The 19,678-nt window shown below is 69.9% G+C and carries 20 protein-coding genes; 11 read left to right on the top strand and 9 right to left on the bottom strand.

Annotated features, from left to right (window positions below):
• Positions 1 to 9 precede the first annotated feature (9 nt).
• Both ACWDU4_RS24900 and ACWDU4_RS24895 read right to left on the bottom strand, forming a co-directional pair.
• Entirely contained in the window at positions 10 to 1,290 is a 1,281-nt protein-coding gene (locus ACWDU4_RS24900) for an ABC transporter substrate-binding protein (protein WP_450116619.1), read from the bottom strand.
• Positions 1,291 to 1,603: 313 nt separating this feature from the next.
• Positions 1,604 to 2,890: an ROK family protein gene (locus tag ACWDU4_RS24895; RefSeq protein ID WP_450116618.1), complete on the bottom strand. Its 1,287-nt coding sequence runs from the start codon at positions 2,888 to 2,890 to the stop codon at positions 1,604 to 1,606.
• A 477-nt stretch (positions 2,891 to 3,367) separates the two neighbouring features.
• On the opposite strand from ACWDU4_RS24895, the gene ACWDU4_RS24890 reads away from it, so the two are divergent.
• The 3 genes from ACWDU4_RS24890 (at position 3,368) to ACWDU4_RS24880 (ending at position 7,482) form a co-directional block, all read left to right on the top strand.
• Positions 3,368 to 4,312, top strand: coding sequence for a TauD/TfdA dioxygenase family protein (locus tag ACWDU4_RS24890; RefSeq protein ID WP_450116617.1), 945 nt, complete (start codon positions 3,368 to 3,370; stop codon positions 4,310 to 4,312).
• Positions 4,312 to 6,630 (top strand): arylsulfatase, encoded by a 2,319-nt coding sequence (locus tag ACWDU4_RS24885; RefSeq protein ID WP_450116616.1) that lies wholly within the window; start codon positions 4,312 to 4,314, stop codon positions 6,628 to 6,630. The genes ACWDU4_RS24890 and ACWDU4_RS24885 overlap by 1 nt, the downstream gene beginning before the upstream one ends.
• Before the next feature lie 108 nt (positions 6,631 to 6,738).
• A complete protein-coding gene (locus ACWDU4_RS24880; protein ID WP_450116615.1) occupies positions 6,739 to 7,482 on the top strand; it encodes an SDR family NAD(P)-dependent oxidoreductase in 744 nt (247 codons plus the stop codon).
• An 83-nt stretch (positions 7,483 to 7,565) separates the two neighbouring features.
• Here the strand turns inward: ACWDU4_RS24880 and ACWDU4_RS24875 are convergent, their stop codons facing one another.
• Together ACWDU4_RS24875 and ACWDU4_RS24870 are read right to left on the bottom strand one after the other, a co-directional pair.
• Complete coding sequence (locus ACWDU4_RS24875) at positions 7,566 to 8,816, bottom strand: L,D-transpeptidase (protein WP_450116614.1); 1,251 nt, start codon at positions 8,814 to 8,816, stop codon at positions 7,566 to 7,568.
• Positions 8,817 to 8,874: 58 nt separating this feature from the next.
• Entirely contained in the window at positions 8,875 to 9,987 is a 1,113-nt protein-coding gene (locus ACWDU4_RS24870) for a UDP-N-acetylmuramate dehydrogenase (RefSeq protein ID WP_450116634.1), read from the bottom strand.
• Between ACWDU4_RS24870 and ACWDU4_RS24865 the strand changes: the two genes are divergently transcribed.
• From ACWDU4_RS24865 to ACWDU4_RS24850, 4 genes are read left to right on the top strand one after another with little or no spacing between them, the layout of a single operon-like run.
• Positions 9,986 to 10,489, top strand: coding sequence for a DUF2505 domain-containing protein (locus ACWDU4_RS24865; RefSeq protein WP_450116613.1), 504 nt, complete (start codon positions 9,986 to 9,988; stop codon positions 10,487 to 10,489). The two genes, ACWDU4_RS24870 and ACWDU4_RS24865, sit on opposite strands and share 2 nt — an antisense overlap.
• Positions 10,490 to 10,516: 27 nt before the next feature.
• On the top strand, positions 10,517 to 11,020 hold the full coding sequence (locus tag ACWDU4_RS24860; RefSeq protein WP_450116612.1) for a DUF2505 domain-containing protein: 504 nt from the start codon (positions 10,517 to 10,519) through the stop codon (positions 11,018 to 11,020).
• A 56-nt stretch (positions 11,021 to 11,076) separates the two neighbouring features.
• On the top strand, positions 11,077 to 11,577 hold the full coding sequence (locus ACWDU4_RS24855) for a DUF2505 domain-containing protein (RefSeq protein WP_450116611.1): 501 nt from the start codon (positions 11,077 to 11,079) through the stop codon (positions 11,575 to 11,577).
• 9 nt (positions 11,578 to 11,586) lie between these two features.
• Positions 11,587 to 12,372, top strand: a complete 786-nt coding sequence (locus tag ACWDU4_RS24850) for a class I SAM-dependent methyltransferase (protein ID WP_450116610.1) — start codon at positions 11,587 to 11,589, stop codon at positions 12,370 to 12,372.
• 18 nt (positions 12,373 to 12,390) lie between these two features.
• Here the strand turns inward: ACWDU4_RS24850 and ACWDU4_RS24845 are convergent, their stop codons facing one another.
• Positions 12,391 to 12,984 carry a type IV toxin-antitoxin system AbiEi family antitoxin domain-containing protein gene (locus ACWDU4_RS24845; protein ID WP_450116609.1) on the bottom strand — a complete coding sequence of 198 codons (594 nt, stop codon included), beginning with the start codon at positions 12,982 to 12,984 and terminating at the stop codon, positions 12,391 to 12,393.
• Between the two features lie 123 nt (positions 12,985 to 13,107).
• Between ACWDU4_RS24845 and ACWDU4_RS24840 the strand changes: the two genes are divergently transcribed.
• Positions 13,108 to 13,878: an LmeA family phospholipid-binding protein gene (locus tag ACWDU4_RS24840; protein ID WP_450116608.1), complete on the top strand. Its 771-nt coding sequence runs from the start codon at positions 13,108 to 13,110 to the stop codon at positions 13,876 to 13,878.
• 53 nt (positions 13,879 to 13,931) lie between these two features.
• Here ACWDU4_RS24840 and deoC read toward each other — a convergent pair whose 3' ends face one another.
• Positions 13,932 to 14,612 (bottom strand): deoxyribose-phosphate aldolase, encoded by a 681-nt coding sequence (deoC, locus tag ACWDU4_RS24835; protein ID WP_450116607.1) that lies wholly within the window; start codon positions 14,610 to 14,612, stop codon positions 13,932 to 13,934.
• 99 nt (positions 14,613 to 14,711) lie between these two features.
• Between deoC and ACWDU4_RS24830 the strand changes: the two genes are divergently transcribed.
• The 3 genes from ACWDU4_RS24830 to purU all read left to right on the top strand — a co-directional run bounded on the left by ACWDU4_RS24830 (position 14,712) and on the right by purU (position 17,079).
• Entirely contained in the window at positions 14,712 to 15,236 is a 525-nt protein-coding gene (locus tag ACWDU4_RS24830) for a GNAT family N-acetyltransferase (protein ID WP_450116606.1), read from the top strand.
• 69 nt (positions 15,237 to 15,305) lie between these two features.
• Positions 15,306 to 16,124, top strand: a complete 819-nt coding sequence (locus ACWDU4_RS24825; protein ID WP_450116605.1) for a class I SAM-dependent methyltransferase — start codon at positions 15,306 to 15,308, stop codon at positions 16,122 to 16,124.
• A 67-nt stretch (positions 16,125 to 16,191) separates the two neighbouring features.
• Positions 16,192 to 17,079 (top strand): formyltetrahydrofolate deformylase, encoded by an 888-nt coding sequence (gene purU, locus ACWDU4_RS24820; protein WP_450116604.1) that lies wholly within the window; start codon positions 16,192 to 16,194, stop codon positions 17,077 to 17,079.
• Positions 17,080 to 17,121: 42 nt separating this feature from the next.
• Here the strand turns inward: purU and ACWDU4_RS24815 are convergent, their stop codons facing one another.
• The 3 genes from ACWDU4_RS24815 to ACWDU4_RS24805 form a co-directional block, all read right to left on the bottom strand.
• Entirely contained in the window at positions 17,122 to 18,144 is a 1,023-nt protein-coding gene (locus ACWDU4_RS24815; protein ID WP_450116603.1) for an alpha/beta fold hydrolase, read from the bottom strand.
• A gap of 62 nt (positions 18,145 to 18,206) precedes the next feature.
• A complete protein-coding gene (locus tag ACWDU4_RS24810) occupies positions 18,207 to 19,124 on the bottom strand; it encodes an AurF N-oxygenase family protein (RefSeq protein WP_450116602.1) in 918 nt (305 codons plus the stop codon).
• 144 nt (positions 19,125 to 19,268) lie between these two features.
• The gene (locus tag ACWDU4_RS24805) at positions 19,269 to 19,562 is read right to left on the bottom strand and encodes a DUF2516 family protein (protein ID WP_450116601.1); all 294 of its coding nucleotides are present in this window, start codon (positions 19,560 to 19,562) and stop codon (positions 19,269 to 19,271) included.
• Positions 19,563 to 19,678: the final 116 nt, after the last annotated feature.

Below are 19,678 nucleotides of genomic sequence, written 5' to 3'. Positions count from 1 at the left end.
CTTTCGGGGTCAGGTCAGATAGGTGTCGGTCAGCTGGATCTCGGACCGCTTCGTCCACCCGATGTCGCGCACCGTCTCGGCGGCCGCGATCTGGTTGAGGATGACGCCGATCTCGATCAGGAACAGGTTGTCGAGCAGTTCGTCGCTGACGGTTCGGTACGCGGCGACGGCCTGTGCCCCGGTACCGTCCGGCACCTGCCAGGCAGCGTCCGCGGCGGCAATGTACTCGGGGCTGTCGAACCGGGAGGCGTTCTTGTGGGCGTTGAACGGGTAGGCGCTGACCGTCAGCGTGGACGGCACGTACTGCGCCCACGAGTGGAAGGTCAGCCACAGCGCGGGGAACTGGGCGCCGATCAGGTTCTTGACGAACGTCGCGCCCTCCTGCGGATCGAGCGTGGTGCCGATGCCGATCTCGGCCAGGTTCGCCTGCACGATCTGTGCCGCCGCCTCGTGGAAGGGATTGCCCGCCTGGTACGTCAACGGCAGGTTCGGCACGGCCACACCGGATTCGGTGAGCAACTGCTTCGCCTTCGCCGCGTCGAGCCCGTAGGTGGAGTTGCGGACCTCGTCGTAGGCGGGGGACGACTTCGGCCACGGCAGATTCACCGGGTAGCCGGACCCGCGGAACACCTCGGTGACGATGCGGTCGCGGTCCAGCGCGTACGCGATCGCCTGACGCACCCGCACGTCGGCGAGTGCCGGGTGTGTGACGTTGGTGCCGACATACACCTGCAGTTCGGCGCCCTCCAGCGGGATCGCCTGGTAACCGGCGGTCTTGCCGAGGGTCTCGACGTCGCGGTAGTTCAGCCCGTTGACCACCTGCACCTGCCCGGACTTGAGCGAACTGAGCAGCGCCTGTGCGTCCTCGATCACCGACACCTCGACTCGATCGAGGTACGGCCGCTCCGGGATCCAGTAGTTCTCGTTCCGCTCGAACGTCAGCGACGCGTTCGGGGTCCTCGAAGTCAGCTTGAACGGGCCGGTCCCGATGAATGCCTCACCGGCGGTGAGCTTGTCGATGGACTCGCTGTCGAGGATCGGCACGGTGTCGAGCAGGTCGAAGATGTTTCCGAGCGGGTGCGCGAAGGTGAGCACCAGCCTGTGCGGGTCGCTGGTGTCGTAGCCGGTGACGGCGGCGGCGGTGCTGCGCAGCTGCGCGGTCCACTTCGGGTCCGCGTAGGTCCGGATGGAGAACTCGGCGTCCTTGGAGGTGAACGGCCGGCCGCTGTGGAAGTGACATCCTCGCGCAGGTCGAGGGCGAGCGACTTCCCATCCTCCGCGAGCGTCCACCCGGTCGCCAGCCGCGGCTGCGGCTCGACCTTGTCGGTCGGGTACGAGATCAGACTGTCGTAGGCGAGCCCGATGACGGTGGTCGCGCCGAGGGTGTTGGTCAGGAAGGTCGCAGGCAGGACGTCGGCGGTGATCCCGGCCTTCAGCGTTCCGCCGCGGGTGGGGGTGCCGGTGCCTGCGGCACCGGCCTTCTGCTCTTCGACGGCCGAGGAGCAGGCGCCGAGCAGCCCGGTGCCGAGGACCGCCACTGCCGTGAGGCCCGCGCCGCGGAAGAAGGTGCGCCGGTCGAGGCGCGTGAGGTGAGGTGAAGTGCTCACTGGATGGATGTCCTTCGAATGGAAGTGAGGGGGTCGGCGTGGAGGGAGCTCAGCGAGACGACACCCGCCGCGAACTCCTGCACCCGGTTGCCGAAGCCGGTGATGCGAATGTCCTTGCGGACCAAGCTGGATGTGCGGGCGAACGCCTCCGCGACGTGGGGGATGCCGGCGGGGTACTCGGTGAAGGCCTGGCCGCCGAGGATCACCCGGTCCGGGTTGAACAGATCCCGCAGCATCGCCACCGTCCGGCCGAGGACACGCGCCCGTTCGACCAGTAGTTCGTGTGCCGCGAGCGAGCCTCCGGCCGCGGCCCGGTAGACCGCGGCGATACCCGGGCGGTCGTCGGACCCGTCGAGGATGCCCGCGTCACGCGCCGCGGCGATCGTCGCGCGATCGCTCACCGTCGCCTCGAGGCAGCCACGCGAACCGCACGAGCACAGCGCCGACGAGCCGGTCGGCAGGTGCACGATGGAGCCGGGCCCGTTCGCCGGGGTGTGCACGCGTCCGTCGATTGTCATTGCGACTCCGGCGGTTTCGCGGGCGTAGAAGTACAGTCCGGTGCCGGCCGCGACATCGTCGCCGGGACGCTGCGGTGCCAGGAGCAGCTCGGACGCGGCCATCGCCTCCACGTGCGGGGCGACGGAGACCGGGAGTCCGAGCCCGCTGCCGATGATCGAGGCGACCGGCGCCTCGGTCCAGCCGAGCCGCGGATGGTCGACGAGCCCGCTGTCACCGTCGACCCGCCCACCGAGCGCGACACCCACCCACAGCGGCCGGCGGCGATGCCAGCGGCCGACGAACATCCGCGCACTGCTGGTGATCTGGGCGAGAGCCAGGTCCTGCGGGCCGGTCGGGGTGGGAATCTCGACACCACCGAGGATCCGCCCTCGGATGTCACTGGCGACGATCCCGGTGACCACCGCGCCGATGTGGATGCCGACGGTCAGGTAGGGCTCGTGGTTGACCTCGAACGGAACCCGCGGACGCCCGACCACACCGGAGGCGGTCAGGTCCGCACGCTCACGCAGCAGGCCGGCACCGATCATGGCCGCGACCTGGCGGTTGACGGTCGCGGTGCTCAGCCCGGTGGTCTTGGCGGCGGTGTCACGGGAGATGGGTCCCTGCGAGCAGGCGACCCGGAACACGGCAGCGGCGGGGGAATCGCCGATCCGCAGCTCGGGGCGGACGATCTGGGTGCGTCCCGGTGCGCGACGCGGAGCGCGTGCGGCACGGTGAGCGGTGGGACGCGGGTGGACGGTGGACGGCAGAGTCGAGATGGACACACGAGTTCCTTGCGCTTCGTCCCCACGGGGACATACCTACGGTCGGGAGCGCTGCGAACAGATCCGGGCACGACGCGGAGTGCGTCAGGGCCCCACACACCGTCACACCCGGCGGAACACCGGGTGGAGGGGGAGGCGGATGGCAGCGCGGACTAGCGAGAGATACCGCAGGGGGAACAACAGAGTTCCCGCGCAAGAGGCAGACGAGAACCCAGAGCGGCGGTCACGTAGGTGACCCGCATCGGGGACGGTCGGCCTGTAGTCATGGGCGTCAAGTTAACACCCACCGAATTCTCCTGCAAGCGAGGGGAAATACCCCCGAATTCTCCCCGACACGAGGGGAAATCCCCGCCATCGGTGACGACCCGGCCCGTGGTTTGCGATCACCGTGACCGAAAGCCTTGGCCCGCGGGACCCGCAGCTGTTCCATGAGAGCAGCAACGACCAATCCTCACCCGCGACGACGAAAGGTCCTTCATGTCCATCGATTTCGCCTCCCGGCAGAGCGAGACGACCGTCCCGTCCGTCACCCGGCTCGGCGCCCACATCGGCGCCCGGATCGACGGCGTCACCCTCGGCGGCGACCTCGACCCGGCCACCGTCGCGCTGATCCGGAAGGCCCTGCTCGACCACAAGGTGATCTTCTTCCGCGACCAGCACCACCTGGACGAGAACTCCCAGTACGAGTTCGCCCAGCTGCTCGGCGAGCCGACCACCGCGCACCCCACCGTCACCTCCAAGGGCGAGAAGATCCTGCCGATCGACTCCGAGTACGGTCGCGCCAACAGCTGGCACACCGACGTCACCTTCGTCGACCGGATCCCGAAGGCGTCGATCCTTCGCGCCGACGTCCTGCCCACCTACGGCGGCTCGACCACCTGGGCGTCGACCACCGCGGCCTACGAAGCACTCCCGGAGCCGCTCAGGGCATTGGTCGACAGCCTGTGGGCCACGCACACCAACGTCTACGACTACGCGGCCGGTGCCGCCGAGGACATCAACGCGAACACCGCGGAGTACCGCCGCGAGTTCCAGTCCACCTACTACGAGACTCAGCACCCCGTGGTCCGGGTGCACCCCGAAACCGGCGAGCGCACGCTGCTGCTCGGTCACTTCATCAAGAACTTCGTCGGCCTCGGAACCACTGAGTCGCAGGCCCTGTTCCAGCTGCTGCAGGCGCGCGTCACCAAGCTCGAGAACACCACCCGCTGGAACTGGGAGCCCGGCGACGTCGCGATCTGGGACAACCGGGCCACCCAGCACTACGCGATCGACGACTACGACGGCCAGCGCCGCCGCCTCACCAGGATCACCCTCGCCGGTGACGTGCCGGTGAACATCCACGGCGAGCGCAGCAGGATCGTCGCCGGCGACGCCTCGCACTTCTCGTCCATCGACACCCCGGTCCGGGTCGCCGGCTGATGACCGTTCCGCCGCACGCCCGAGGTTACGAGGGCTTCCCCGGCCGCATCGGCCGCACCATCGACGACTCGATCCCGTCCTGGCCCGAAACCCCCTCGGCCACGCCGGGATCACCGAACATCGTCGTCGTCCTGATCGACGACATGGGGTTCAGCGACATCGGACCGTTCGGGTCCGAGATCGACACCCCGAATCTCGATCGGCTCGCCGCCTCGGGCGTGCGGTTGACGAACTACCACACGACCCCGCTGTGCTCACCGTCGCGGGCAGCGCTGCTGACCGGGGTCAACCCGCACCGGGCCGGCTACGGGTTCGTCGCGAACGCCGATCCCGGCTTCCCCGGCCTGCGCCTGGAGTTGTCCGAGGGCATCCAGACGCTGCCGGAGATCCTGCGGGCCGGTGGGTACGCCACCTACGCGGTCGGCAAGTGGCACCTGGTGCGGGACGCGAACATCCGTCCCGGCGCGAGCCGTGACTCGTGGCCGACGCAACGCGGCTTCGACCGCTACTACGGCTCGTTGGAGGGACTCAACTCGTTCTTCCATCCGAACCAGCTGGTGTCGGACAACTCGGCCGTCGACGTCGGCGAGTACCCGGAGGGCTACTACCTGACCGACGACCTGACCGACAAGGCCGTCTCGTACATCAAGGATCTGCGCGCCCACGAGGCGGACAAGCCGTTCTTCCTCTACTTCGCACACGTCGCCATGCACGGACCGTTGCAGGCCAAGGACTCCGACATCGCCAAGTACCGGGGCCGGTACGCGCAGGGATGGGATGCGGTGCGGGAGAACCGTTTCGCCTCCCAGCTCGCGCAGGGACTGTTCCCGGAGGGCACCGAGCAGGTTCCACGGAATGTGGAGGCCGGATTCGACGTGCCCGAATGGGATTCGCTGACCGCCGATCAGCAGGCCCGCTTCGCGAGGTACCAGGAGGTGTACGCGGCGATGGTGGACTCGGTGGACCAGTCCGTCGGCCGGATCCTCGACACCCTCGAGGAACTCGGCGAACTCGACAACACCATCGTCGTCTTCACGTCCGACAACGGCGGCACCGCGGAGGGCGGCCCCGAGGGCACCCGCAGCTACTTCGCCGAGTTCGCCCACGTTCCCGATCCGGAGTGGGTGGGCGACGTGCCGCACGACGAGTCGCTGATCGGGTCGGCCAGGCTGGGTGTGCACTACCCACGTGGCTGGGGACAGGCGTCGAACACCCCGTTCCGATTCTACAAGGGCCAGTCGTTCGCCGGCGGGGTGCGGGTGCCGTTCGTCCTGTCGTGGCCGGCGGGACTGCGAAAGGAGTCCGGGGACAACGGCGTCCGGGACCAGTTCGCGTACGTCACCGACCTCACCCCGACGCTCCTCTCCCTCGCCGGGGTCCAGGCACCCACCGAGCGGAAGGGGTTGCCGGTCGAGACGTTCGACGGGGTGGACGCGTCGGGGCTGCTGCGGGACCGGACCGCCGCAAGCACGCACACCGAGCAGTACACCGAGATGGTGGGCAACCGGGGCTTCTACCGGGACGGCTGGAAGCTGCTCGCGCTGCATCCCGGCCTCGACGTCGACAATCCGCAGTGGCAGCTGTTCGACGTGCGGTCCGACCCCACGGAGATCCACGACCTCGCGGACCGGCATCCGGAGAAGGTCGCCGAACTCGCCGCCGCGTGGGACGAGTCGGCATGGGCGAACACGGTGTTCCCGCTGGTCACCCCGGCCGGACTGTTCACTCGCCGGCCCGCCGAGCAGGCCCTGGCGCGCCCGGTGCGAATCCTGCCCGGGACCCCGACCCTGGAGCGGTACCGCTCGTCGAAGCTGATCTCGTTCCGGGACTTCGACATCCGTGTCGAGCTGGGCGACTCCGCGGGCTACTCTGCGGGCGACGAGGGGGTGCTGGTGGCGCACGGCGACGTGCAGGGCGGCTACCTGCTGTACGTCGAGGACGGGCACCTGGTGTTCGGCGTCAACAGCTACGGCCGGTACACATCGGTCGACGCCGGTCCGCTCCCGGCCGCTGCCCGGGTGATCGAGGTGTCCGCGGTCGTCGCGCCGCGACTGCGCTGGGACTTCACGATCCGGGTCGACGGCGCCGAAGCGGCCGAACTGCTCGGCCAGGTGCAGCTCGTCGGCATGGCGCCGTGGACCGGCATCTCGGTCGGCGTCGACGCGCGCGGGCCGGTGTCGTGGGATCTGCGCGCGCGCCGCGGGCCGTTCCGCTACACGGGCGACCTGACCTCGGTGACGTACTCCCCCGGCCCGGTCGGCGTCCCCGCGGCCGCGGTCCGCGAGATCGAACGCGAAGCCGAGTACGCCGCCGACTAGAGGCGGCTCCGTCCCCCGCGAGCGGGAGGCGTCCCTGCTCGTGCGCGGTTGGTGAGTCCACGGACCCGCGAACCGCGCACGGGCGGCACAGCCGCTTACTCTGAGGACATGACCATTACGCCTGAGGACCAAGTCGCCGTCGTCACCGGAGCGAGCTCCGGAATCGGGGAGGCCACCGCCCGGACGCTGGCCGCACAGGGCTTCCACGTGGTGGTCGGCGCCCGCCGGGTGGACCGTCTCGAGCGGCTCGCGAAGGACATCGGCGGCACCGCCCTCGAACTGGATGTCACCGACGAGGATTCCGTCGATGCGTTCTGCGCGGTGCTGCCCCGCGTGGACGTGCTGGTCAACAACGCAGGCGGCGCCAAGGGACTGGCCACCGTCATGGACGCCGACCTCGACGACTGGCGCTGGATGTGGGAGACGAACGTCCTCGGCACGCTGCGAATGACGAAGGCGTTGCTGCCCAAGCTGATCGAGTCCGGTGACGGCCTGATCGTCACGATCACCTCCGTCGCCGCGTTCGAGGCGTACGACAACGGATCCGGCTACACGTCCGCCAAGCACGCGCAGGCCGTCCTGCACCGCACGCTGCGCGGCGAACTGCTCGGACAGCCGGTGCGGCTGACCGAGATCGCGCCCGGCGCAGTGGAGACCGAGTTCTCCCTGGTGCGGTTCGAAGGGGACGAGGATCGGGCCGCGAAGGTGTACGAGGGCATCACCCCGCTGGTCGCCGCGGATGTCGCCGAGGTGATCGGGTTCGTCGCGTCCCGGCCCTCGCACGTCAACCTCGACCAGATCATCATGAAGCCCCGCGACCAGGCCTCCCCCGGCCGGTTCGCCCGGAAGTAGGCCTTCCCGTTCGGCTGAAGGGCACCTTCAGTCCGGTTGAGCCGGACGAAGGTGCCCTTCAGCCGGGATGCGTCGGGCCGGGGTCAGCTGACGGGAGTAGGCGTCGGGGCCACGGCGGCTGCAGGCGCCGCGGCCGCGCCGGCGGCGGCGGGCAGCGCGGACATCGACTGCCACGTCGGCCAATCGATCGCCCAGTCGTAGAGGTCGCCGTCGGCGGCGGACAGGTCGATGCGGGTGCCGGTCACCTCGACGGGGTCGCCGTACAGCGCGGTCCCGAAGTACTCCTGCGCGTCGGACAACGACAGGTTGATGCAGCCGTTGGTGACGTTCGCCGCGCCCTGCACGCCGGTGGTTGCCGGGTTGGCGTGGATGAATTCGCCGTTGTTCGAGATCCGCACGGCCCACCGTTCGCGCACGTTCTCGTAGTACGGCGGGTTCGACATGAGGAAGTCCTCGTGCTTCTCGGTGACCACGTGGATACCGCTGCGGGTGACGTTGCGGTTCTCGTTGCCCTCGCCGTAGCTGACGGGGATGTCCATGATGGTCTCGCCCTCGCGGACCACCTGCATGCGGTGGCTCGGCGCGTTGGCCTTGACGATCTGGCTGCGGCCGATGGTGAAGTCGACGGTGACGTCGGATTCGCCGTACGCGCCGTCGCCGTAGTCCAGGCCGTAGAGCCCGGCGGCGACTTGCACGGTCGTCCCGGGTGTCCAGTAGTTCTGTGGACGCCAGTGCACCCGCGAGCCACCGTCGTCGGGCAGCCACGCCCAGGCTCCCGGGGTCGGCGGGGTGGTCGTGATGGTCAGGGCCTTCTCGACGGCGGCCTTGTCCGCGACGGGCGCGTCGAATTTGAGGATGAACGGGGCCGCGATGCCGACCTGCTGTCCGTCGCCGATGTTGGTGGTCACGGAGGTGACCGACTGCGGGGCGACGGTGGTGAATGCGCCCTGCACGGGCACGGTCTTGCCGTCCGTGCCGAGCGCTGTACCGGACCAGGTGTAGGTGGCGCCGTAGCCGAGGGGTTCCGTCACGGTGTAGGTCCGCTGGTCCGGGGACAGTGCCCCCTGCACCACCTTGCCTGCCGGACTGGTCAGGGCCACGCCCTGGAGGGTTCCGTTCGCGACGGTCACCGACACCGGTGCCGTCGGGGCCACGTCCTCGGCGCCGACGGCGGGAGTGTGGGTGACGGCGGCGATCGGCCCCTTCTCGGGTTGCGCGGCAGGCCCGGCGCTGCCCCCGGAGGTGCAGCCCACGATCAGGGCACCCACCGCCGTCAGCAGTACGAGCAGAGACAGCCCGCGTGTCCGTTTCGTCCGAATGCCCTGGTTGACCACGCAATCCACGGTACCGACGACCCCGGGGCGACGACCGCCCAACCAGGTGCCTACCCGATCACACCGTGCAGCCGACCGTGACGGGCTCGGGTTCCAGACGTACCCCGAACGCGTCCTGCACCCCGGCCCGCACCTCACGCGCCAACGCCAGCAGGTCGGTCGCCGTCGCGTCGCCGCGATTCGTCAACGCCAGGGTGTGCTTGGTCGACAGTCGCGCCCGCGCGCCCGGTCCGGGATGCCCCTTCCCGAACCCGGCCCGCTCGATCAGCCAGCCCGCCGACAGCTTCGTGCCCCCCTCACCGGGGAACTGCGGGACGTTGACGTCCCCGACCCGAGCGGTGACGGCGGCCAGGACCTCAGGCAACCGGCCTTCGGGGACGACGGGATTGGTGAAGAAGGAGCCTGCGCTCCAGGTGTCGTGGTCGGCGGCGTCGAGCACCATGCCCTTGCCGGACCGCAGTCCCAGGACGACCTCGCGCACCTTCGCGGCCGGCCGCCGCTCCCCCTCCTCGGCGCCGAGCGCGGCCGCCAGCTCCCGGTAGCGCAGCGGGGCACTGAGCCCGTCTGCGTGCACGTCGAACTCGACGGCCAGCACCACCGCGGTGTCGGTGTGCTTGAGGACACTCGTGCGGTACCCGAGCCCGAGCGCCTCCGGCCCGACCCAGCGCACCTCCCCCGACGCGCGGTCGAGGAGTTGCACGCGCCGCAGCAGCGACCCGACCTCGACGCCGTACGCGCCGACGTTCTGCACGGGCGTCGCGCCCGCGGACCCGGGAATCCCGGACAGGCACTCGAGACCGCCGAGACCGGCGTCCACCGACCGCGCGACCACGTCGTCCCACACCGCACCCGCCTCCGCGGACACCACACCGTCGTCCACCCGGACCGCGTCCGACGCGACGCGGACCACGACGGCGTCGACCCCGGCGTCCGCGACGAGCAGGTTCGAGCCGCCACCGAGGATCAGGACCGGGACATCCGACGCATCGAGCGACCGCACCACACCGACCAGCGCGTCGGTGGTCCGGCAGGTGAGCATCGCGCGGGCCGCGCCGCCCACCCGGAGCGTCGTCAGCCCCGACATCGGCACGTTCACTTCCAGTTCGGCGCCGAACTCGGCCGCCACGTCCTCCGCTACCTGCACGACTGCACACGGTAGCGTGCCCGGCATGGCTCGCCGCATTCCGCATTCCTCCAGTTATCCGCAGTCCGTCGCGCAGGTGCACGCCGCTCTGACCAGCGAGCAGTACTGGCGGACCCGGATCGCGGAGGCGGGCGGGGACCACGCGCGGATCGACCGCATCGACGTCGGGGACGGCACCGTCGCGGTCGAGATGACGCAGGCGATTCCCGCAGAGCACCTGCCGTCGATCGTGACGAAGATCCGTCCCGGCGACCTCGAGATCACCCGCACCGAGGACTGGGGACGCCTCGAGGGCGACCGCGCCACCGGCACGTTCACCGCCCACGTCGCCGGCATGCCGGGCGAGTTGACGGGCACCCTGACCCTCGCCGCCGAAGGCTCCGGCTCGACGGTCACCCTCGACGGTCAGATCCAGGTCTCCCTGCCGCTAATCGGCGGCAAAATCGAGTCGGTGATCGCGGAACGAATCACCGAACTTCTGCAGCACGAAGACGAATTCACGGCTGGTTGGCTGACCGAAAACAAGTAGTCCGGCAGCCATGTAATCTGCCCGACTATGTCACGCCGAATTGAACTGACCCTTACCTACAACGCACCCGCTGCGGCCGTCCACCACGCGCTGACCAGCCGCGAATTCTGGCTCCCTCGCGTCGAGAAGAACGCCGAGAACGGCGTCACCCTCGACCACCTCGACGGCGGCGAGGGCACGATCGACGTCGCGATCAGCCAGGTCCTCGACAAGAACTCCCTGCCGTCGCTGGTCTCCAAGGCAGTCAAGGGCGACCTCGTGCTCACCCGCGGCGAGGCGTGGGGCCCGTTCGCGAACGGCCAGGCCACCGGCACGTTCACCGTGTCCACCACCGGCCTGCCGATCACCGCCAACGGCACCGCCGTCCTCACCGACGCGGGCGCCCAGTCGACGCTGACCCTGCAGGGTGACGTCGAGGTCGCCATCAAGCTGATCGGCGGCGCGATCGAGGGCATGGTCGCCGACCAGGTCGTCGAGATCCTCGGCCGCGACCAGGCCGCCGTCGAGGAATGGGTCGCCGCGAACGCCTGATCCCGGGCACCGGACCGGTGTGGTCGATGCGTGCCGAGCCGGTAACCTTGCCGGTCATGGCTCGCCGCATCGACTACTCCGCCCGCTACACCCACTCCACCGAGCAGGTGTACGCCGCGCTGACCAACCCGGAATACTGGGAAGCGCGGATGATCGAACTGCGGAAGTTCTCGGACAACGACGTGCAGTCCCTCGAGGTCACCGATGCCGGTGTCGACCTGGTGTTCCACCACGTCATTCCCCGCAACTCCCTGCCCGACATCGCGCAGACGGTGATGAAGAAGGACATGATCATCACCCGCAAGGAGCACTACAGCCCGTTCGGCGAACCGGTCACCGGCACCTTCGAGGCGTCGATCCCGGCCGGCCCGGGCAGCCTCACCGGCACGATGTCGCTGTTCTCCACCGACACCGGGTCCACCCTGCGGACCTCCTCGGAGGCGAAGGTGTTCATCCCGTTCGTCGGCGGCAAACTCGAACAGTTGATGCTGGTCAACCTCGTCGACCTGCTGCGCACCGAAGCCCAGGTCACCGCCGACTGGCTCGCCGAGCAGTAAGCGTCCGACATGAACCACGCCGCCAAACCGGACGGCGTCATCACCCGCGGCACCACCGGGATCAACCGGCTACGACGCAGCGATCGCTGGCTGATGCACCGCCCCCAGGTCGCCGACCTGCTCCGCGCCGCCCCCGACCCGCTGGTGGTCGACCTCGGGTACGGCGCCCGCCCCGACACCACCTTCGAACTGGCGTCCCGGCTACGGACGGTCCGGCCGGACCTTCGGGTCGTCGGGCTGGAGATCGACCCGGCCCGGGTGGTTCCCGGCCGCGACGGCGTCAGCTTCGCGCGCGGCGGATTCGAGCTCGCAGGCCTGCGTCCCGTGCTGGTGCGCGCGTTCAACGTGCTGCGCCAGTACCCGGAGGACGCGGTGTCCGGCGCCTGGGCGAAGATCCGGTCGTCACTCGCCCCCGGCGGGCTGCTCGTCGACGGTACGTGCGACGAACTCGGCCGCCGCTGCGCCTGGGTCCTGCTCGACGAGCGCGGCCCGCTGTCCCTGACGCTCGCGTGGGACCCGTTCGACGTGGCCAGGCCGGGTGACGTCGCCGAGCGTCTGCCGAAGGCGTTGATCCACCGCAACGTGGCCGGCGAGGGGATCCACGACCTGCTGCGAGCGGCGGATCACGCGTGGGCGGCCGCCGCCCCACACGCCCCGTTCGGCCCTCGCGTCCGCTGGCGGGCCACCCTGGAAATGCTTCGCGCACAGGGTGTTCCGGCGGAGGTTCCCCGACGGCGACTGCGTGACAACCTGCTGACCGTGCCGTGGTCGGCGGTCGCGCCGTCCGGTTCGTGACGGCTCACAGCGAACCGCTCACGCCCACGTCGACAGCGCCCGCCGCACCCGCTGACGCACCCGCGAGTTACCCGTGTCCGCCCCGGCCTCCAGCTCGCCGCGGTCGAGGCGACCGATCGCGAGCGCGTCGCAGACCACCTCGTCGAGCACCCACTGCGAGACCCCGCCGCCCGCGAGATCGAGCACCGTCCGCAGTGGTGTCGTGATCCGGAACGCGCCGGTGTGTTCGGTGTCGCCCGCAGCGAGGTCGTTGTGGTGCACCGCCACCCGGTCGAGCCGCAAGTGCCCGTCATCCGACGCGGTCACGTGCAGGAAGCTCGGATGCAGGTGACCGAGACCGTGCAGTTCGGCGGCGCTCTGATGGGAGACCACCGCCCCGTCCAGCCGGACGCAGCAGCGCGCCACCTCGTCCAGATCACCCGACCGCCACGGGTTCAGCCGGAACACGCCGGGATCGGGCTGGGTCCACCGCCCGGAGACGACGGCGTCGGCCATGTCGTGGGCCGAAAACCCGCAGGCCCGCGCCTGCGCCGGGGTGAAGTACCCGTCCTGCACTGCCGCCCGCGCACGCAGGGCGCTGCCACGTTCGTCCTGTACCGGGGTCTCGTCCATGCACGCCAGCGTACGGCGCAAATGTGTCTCACGTCACATTCAAACCTGGCGTGGCGGATTCCACACAATTTCGCCGGGCCGGTTCTCAGAACCGACACAGGAATCTACGGAAGAATCCGTGCAATGGCCTCCACCACGCACGCCCCCGCCGCGAGCACGCGACCCAAGCGCAACCGGGTGCTCACGATCTCCCTCGTCGTGATCGTCGCCCTCGTCGCCGTCCTGATCGGCGGGGAACTGTATGTCCGGCACAACGTCAAACAGTGCATGGCGGACCAGTTCCAGAGCCAGCTCGGCTCCCAGGTCGACGTCGGGCTCAGCGCCAAGCCGGTGCTGCTGCAGGCCGTCGACAAGAAGGTCCCGTACATCACGATCACCAGTGACGACTCGAGCTTCGGCCCGGCGAAGGACATGCACGTGGTCGCCCGCGTCAACGACGTCGACCTGACCACCAGCGACACGTCCGGCGGCACCATCGGCAGCTCGACCGCGGATGTCGACTGGTCCACCGCCGGTATCGCCGCGACCATCCAGGGCGAGGCCTTCGGCACCCTGGTCACCGGTGTCACCTCGGATCAGTCGGCGGGCACACTGCAGTTCCAGGTCCTGGGCAACCTCGCGGAGCTCACCGTCAAGCCGACGGTGTCCGACGGCGTCGTACGGGTGGAGACCATCGGCGCCGAGATCTTCGGCCTCGGCCTGCCGACCGACCTGGTCAGCGGCGTGGTGAACATCCTCACCAGCAGCCTTCAGACCTTCCCGCTCGGCATGACCGCGCAGTCGATCACCGTCACCGACAGCGGTCTGCAGCTGTCGCTGGCCGGTGGCGCGTACACGATGCCGGCCCCGCAGCCCGGCGCCCAGGCCCCGGACAGCTGCTCTGTCCTGATGTGACGGACAGCTGCTCTGTCCCGACGTGACGGGCGGCCGCTCTGTCCCGATGTGGGTCAGTCGGGGAACCCGTCGAGCACAGCGCGGGTTCCCGACAGCCCGAGCCGGGTGGCACCGGCCTCGATCATCGCGCGCGCGGCGTCCGCGGTCCGGATACCGCCGCTGGCCTTGACACCGAGGCGGCCGCCGACGGTCCGCGCCATCAACCGCACCGCGTCGACGGTGGCGCCGCCGGCCGGGTGGAAGCCGGTGGACGTCTTGACGAAGTTCGCGCCGGCCCGCTCGGCGGCCAGGCAGCACTCCACGATCGCGTCGTCGGACAGGGCCGCGGTCTCGAGGATCACCTTGAGCACCGCCCCGTCCGCGATGCCCTCGCGGACGGTGAGGATGTCGGCGAGGACCGCGTTGTAGTCGCCGGCGACGGCGGCGCCGACGTCGATGACCATGTCCACCTCGTCGGCACCCTGCTGGACCGCCAGCCGTGCCTCGGAGCCCTTGATCAGCGAGTGGTGCTTGCCGGACGGAAATCCCGCGACCACCGCGACCTTCAGCCCGCCCGCGCGCAGCGGCAGCATCGACGGCGAGACACAGACCGAGTACACCCCGAGCTCGTGGGCCTCGGCCACCAGCGCGGCGACATCCGAGGCGGTCGCCTCCGGCTTGAGCAGGGTGTGGTCGACCATCGCGGCGACGCTCGCTCGCGTGAGGTCTCCGGCACGGGTGGGGTTCTCGGACATGGGACGAGCTTCGCACAACCCTGCGGGCAGATCGCCGCGGGCGGACGTTCGCCGATATCCGGTTGCAGCCGACACCTGGGCGCATCGACACTGGCGGTCATGCTGATCCGCCGCGAACGCACCACCGACATCGACGCCATCGCCGCCGTCCACCGCTCCGCGTTCGCACACGAGACCCCGCCGGGCGCAGACGAACCCGCAGAGGTCGCCCTGGTCGCTGCGCTGCGGGCGTCGGACGCGTGGCTGCCCGCCCTTTCGTTGGTGGCCGAGGACGCGGCGGGCAGAGTGGTCGGGCACGTGTGCCTGACCCGGGGCACGGTGTCCGGGCGCCCGGCCCTCGCGCTCGGCCCGATCGGAGTCCGCGCCGACGTGCAGCACTCCGGCGTCGGGTCCGCGCTGATGCACGCGAGCCTCGGCGCCGCGGACGCGCTCGGCGAGCCCCTCGTCGCACTGCTCGGGCACCTCGACTACTACCCCCGCTTCGGCTTCGTGCCCGCGGCGTCGCTGTCGGTCGACCCCGGAGTCCCGGAGTGGGTGAGCCACTTCCAGGTGCGTCCCCTCGACGCGTGGTCGCCCGAGTACGCGGGCGAATTCCGTTATCCGCAGCCGTTCTACGACCTCTGACGGGTTCTGCGCGAAACGTTCCGCGCACTCCGGTTCTGTGCACGCGCCACAGGGACTACCGTGGCTGGCATGGGCGCCGAGGAGATCGCCGCCGTGTTCGACGCGGGCGCGCGCGAGTTCACCAGGCTGACACCGACCGTGTGGGGGCCGGCGGGCGCCGCGTTGGCCTTCCAGTTGCGGCTGCGTCCGGGCGAGGCGGTCCTCGACGTGTGCTGCGGGGCCGGGGCGTCCGCGTTGCCCGCCGCCGCGGCGGTCGGGCCCACCGGGCTCGTGCACGCCGTCGACCTCTCCGACGACCTCCTCGAGGAGGGCCGGCTCGTCGCGTCCGACCGGGCCCTGCACAACATCGACTTCGTCCGCGCGGACGCCACGACGTGGGAGCCGCCGAGCAGCGTCCCCCGCGGCGGATACGACGCCCTCGCCTGCTCCTACGGGGTGTTCTTCCTGCCGCACCCCAACGTGGCCGTCGCCCGGCTGGTCCGGCTCCTTCGCCCGGTCTCCAAGGTCGGAGTGACGGTGTGGCGCCGCGGCGCGCTCGAGCAGTTCCTCGGCACCTACTTCGACGCGCTCGCCCGCCACGTACCCGGCGCGCGCCCGAGCCGACCGGCCGCCCTGTCGTTACTCGACACCCCCGACGCGTTGCGATCGTGGCTGACCGGCTTCGGTGCGGCCTCCGTCGAGGTGAACGAACTGTCGAACCTGCTGCCCGCGACGCCGGAACTCTCGTGGGACCTGATCCTCGGCGGCGCGGTGCGGTCGACGCTGCAGCCGCTGGACGCCGACACCATCGAGGACGTGCGGCGCGAGTTCCTGTCGCTGCTGACCGAGCGGGACATCGAAACCGTCGACGCCGGAACCCTCGTCGCGACCGCGGTCGTGGTGCGATGAGCCCGACGGGTGGACACTTCGCCCGGTTGCGGTTCGGGCCGCTCGGGCACCTGCGAGACTTGTCCGCATGAGTAGGCCCTCCGAAACCGACGACCGCCGTTACGTGCTCACCCTCGGCACCCCCGACCGGACGGGAATCGTCGCCCGCATCTCCACGTTCCTCGCCGACGTCGGGGGTTCGATCCTCGAAGCCGCGTACCACGCCGACCCCGACTCGGGTTGGTTCTTCACCCGTCAGGCCGTGCGAGCATCATCGATCGCGCTCGGCCTCGACGAGCTGCGCGAGAAGTTCGCGGGCGTCGCCGCCGAACTGGGCCCGGACACCGAGTGGACCCTGCACGACACCGGTCAGCGCAAGCGCATCGTCCTGCTGGTCAGCAAGGAGGGGCACTGCCTGCACGACCTGCTCGGCCGGGCCGCAGGCGGTGAGCTGCCCGCCGACATCGCCGCAGTGATCGGCAACCATCCCGACCTCGAGGAGGTCACCCGCAGGCACGGCATCGACTTCCACTACGTCTCGTTCCCGAAGGAGCCCGCCGAGCGTGGGCCCGCGTTCGAGCAGGTGCGCAAGCTCGTCGACGTCCACGATCCCGACGCCGTCGTGCTGGCGCGGTTCATGCAGGTGCTCCCCGCCGAGCTGTGCGAGCACTGGGCCGGCCGGGCGATCAACATCCACCACAGCTTCCTGCCGTCGTTCGTGGGCGCCCGTCCGTACCACCAGGCATTCGCGCGCGGCGTGAAGTTGATCGGCGCGACCTGCCACTACGTCACCGCCGACCTCGACGCCGGACCGATCATCGAGCAGGACGTGATCCGGGTGGATCACTCCGACGAGGTCCGCGACATGGTCCGGCAGGGCCGCGACATCGAGAAGCTGGTCCTCGCCCGCGGCCTGCGCTGGCACCTCGAGGACCGCGTCCTCGTCCACGGTCGCCGCACCGTCGTCTTCAGCTAGCTGCGGCTCGCCGAGCGCCTGTGAGTGAACTCGATCCTTCACTCACAGGCGGCGCAGCCGCCTGATCTCCGCGTTGACCACGTCCGCGGCCTCGACGGTGGACATGTGCCCGATGCCGGGCAGCCGGATCAGCCGCGCCAGGTGGTCGTCGGCGTCGAGGCGCTCGCTCATCCGGACCGCATGGATCTGCGGGGTGAGACGGTCGGCGGTGCCGACCAGGACGGTCGTCGGCACCGTGAGATGGTCGAGGGCGTCGCCGATGTCGAGGGTGCTCAGCGCCCGGCCCCACCCGCCTCGGGTGGCGGGGGCGCAGTCCCGGACGATGCGCGCACAGAAGTCGACCTCCTGGCGGGTGGATCCCGGCGCCATCGCGACGTACTGAATTCCCCTGCGCGTCAACGGCGTCGAGATCAACGGGGCCGTTGACCCGAGGATCGCCCGACCCACCGGCAGCGGCACCGCGGGCACCCGCTTCGGCAGCGGGAGGACGGTCGTCTCGGCGATCAACCGATCGACCCCGGTACTGGCCAGCATCACCGCGCTCGCCAGTTCGGCCACCCGCTCCGGATAGTGCAACGCCCACGACATGATCGACATGCCGCCCATGCTGTGCCCGACCACCACGGCCTTGCGCCCGTCCCGGACGGTCGCGGCCAGCACGGCGTCGAGGTCGTCGCCGAGCAGGTCGGGAGTGAGCGGACTCGCGCCGCGCCCGGTCCGACCGTGCCCACGCTGGTCGTAGACGACGACGCGGTACTCGTCTGCGAGCGCGTTGATCTGCGGGTACCAGTACTCGGTCGAGCAGGTCCAGCCGTGCGCGAGCACGATCGGCGGGGCGGCGGGGTCCCCGTATGCGAGCACGTGGATCGGGTGTCCGTCCGCCGAGACCACCGGCACCGTCTCGGGATGCAGGATCGGGTCGGCGAGCGCGGGGTTCGGAACGCCGGGCGGACGCGACGTGGTGGCCCGTCGCGAGCGGGCCACGGCACCGGCCCCCGCCACCGCGGCCACCGCGGCCGCTCCGACCAACACCCGACGCGCCGTAGCGCCAGACCGAACCGACACGGATACTCCTCCAGAACTGGGAATGACCGAACAATCTTCTACGACACCGCCGGTCGCGGAACTCACATGATGTGGGCGCGACGGAGCAGCGCGGTCGACGGGCCGCCGATCAACCCGATGCCGTCGAGGAACTCGATCGTCTTCGCGCTGCCCGTGCGGATCTTGTCGTGGTAGTGCGTGTTCGCCTTGGCCGCGGCCCGCGCCTGCTTCGGATCGAGTCCGGCGGCCTCGTACACCTTGGGGTTCACCAGGCTGGTGACCACGAAGTAGGCGGTGACGCCGAGCGCGAGGCGGATCCGGGCGCGGGTGAATCGGGAGACGTTCGCGACGCGGCGGACGGCCTCCTCGCGCGCGAACCTGATGTGCCGAGCCTCCTCGAGGACGTGAATCCTGCTCACCGTCCGGGTGATCGGCTGCACGCGCTCGTCCTTCATGAAGTCACGCTGCATCATGTCGAGGATCTCCTCGGCGAACAGGGTGCCGCCGTAGGCGAGCGACCCGGTCGCGGTGGCCTTGAACAGGCGGGCGGACTGCCGGATCCACGGTCGCGGTTGGTAGGACGGGATACCGAAGCGGGTCGCCGACTTCGCGAACATCGTCGAGTGCCGGCATTCGTCGGCGATCTCCGTGAGCGCGAACTGGAAGTGCGGCGTCGCCGGGTCGTGCGTGTAGACGTCGCGGAGCAGCATCTGCATCAGGATCATCTCGAACCAGATGCCGGTGCCGGAGATGCTGGCGGCCTCGTGCTTGGTGAGCGTGATCCTCTGCTGCTCGGTCATCGAGTCCCACAGGTCGGTGCCGTACAGGCTGCACCACTCGGGGGTCATGCCGTACAGGTCCTCGGGAACCGGCGCTTCCCAGTCGACCTCGACGAGCGGGTCGTAGGACTTGCGCGCCGCGGACGCGAGCAGCCGGGACGCGGTCTCCTGGCGGTTCCCCACCCGGGCCGTACGGGACGGGCGTTCGTGGACGATCGACATGGCGACGCTCCTCATCGAGTGCCTGCGGTCGGTTCAGGTGCCGGTAGTCGGCGTACACCAGGCACACCGACGATCACCACAACCATGCGTCGCCGAGATACCCGTTGTCAACGGGTATCTGTGACTTAAATTCTCACGCAGTTTTCACCAGCGGGGACCGCGCTGGATCTCGTCCACCCGCGGCCGCACGTCGACCAGGTACACGCAGATCGCGACCACCGCGACCAGGCCGAACAGCGACACCACGCCGAACAGGAACACCACTAGCATCGCGACCGCGAGGATGCCGACCCAGATCGGCTTGCTGAGCTTGTCCACCGCAGTGAACGCGTCGGTGCGCTGGCGTATGGCGTGGAACAGCGCAAAGGCGCCGGCGCCCAGCGCGAGCAGTCGCAGCGCAATCATGATCAGCGTGGTCAGGTTGTAGGCCGTGGTCACGGTTCCATCCTATCGGCGCCGACCCCCACGCAGCGCGCTGCGTGGGGGGGGATACCCCCGGGGGGGGTCGAGGACTAGGCGCCGGGCGACAAAGGAGAACGGAAGAGCGGAGTGTA

The organism is Rhodococcus sp. NPDC003348 (assembly GCF_053589375.1).
Note: the sequence above shows the minus strand (reverse complement) of the source record. Positions and strands in the feature narration are given on the sequence as shown.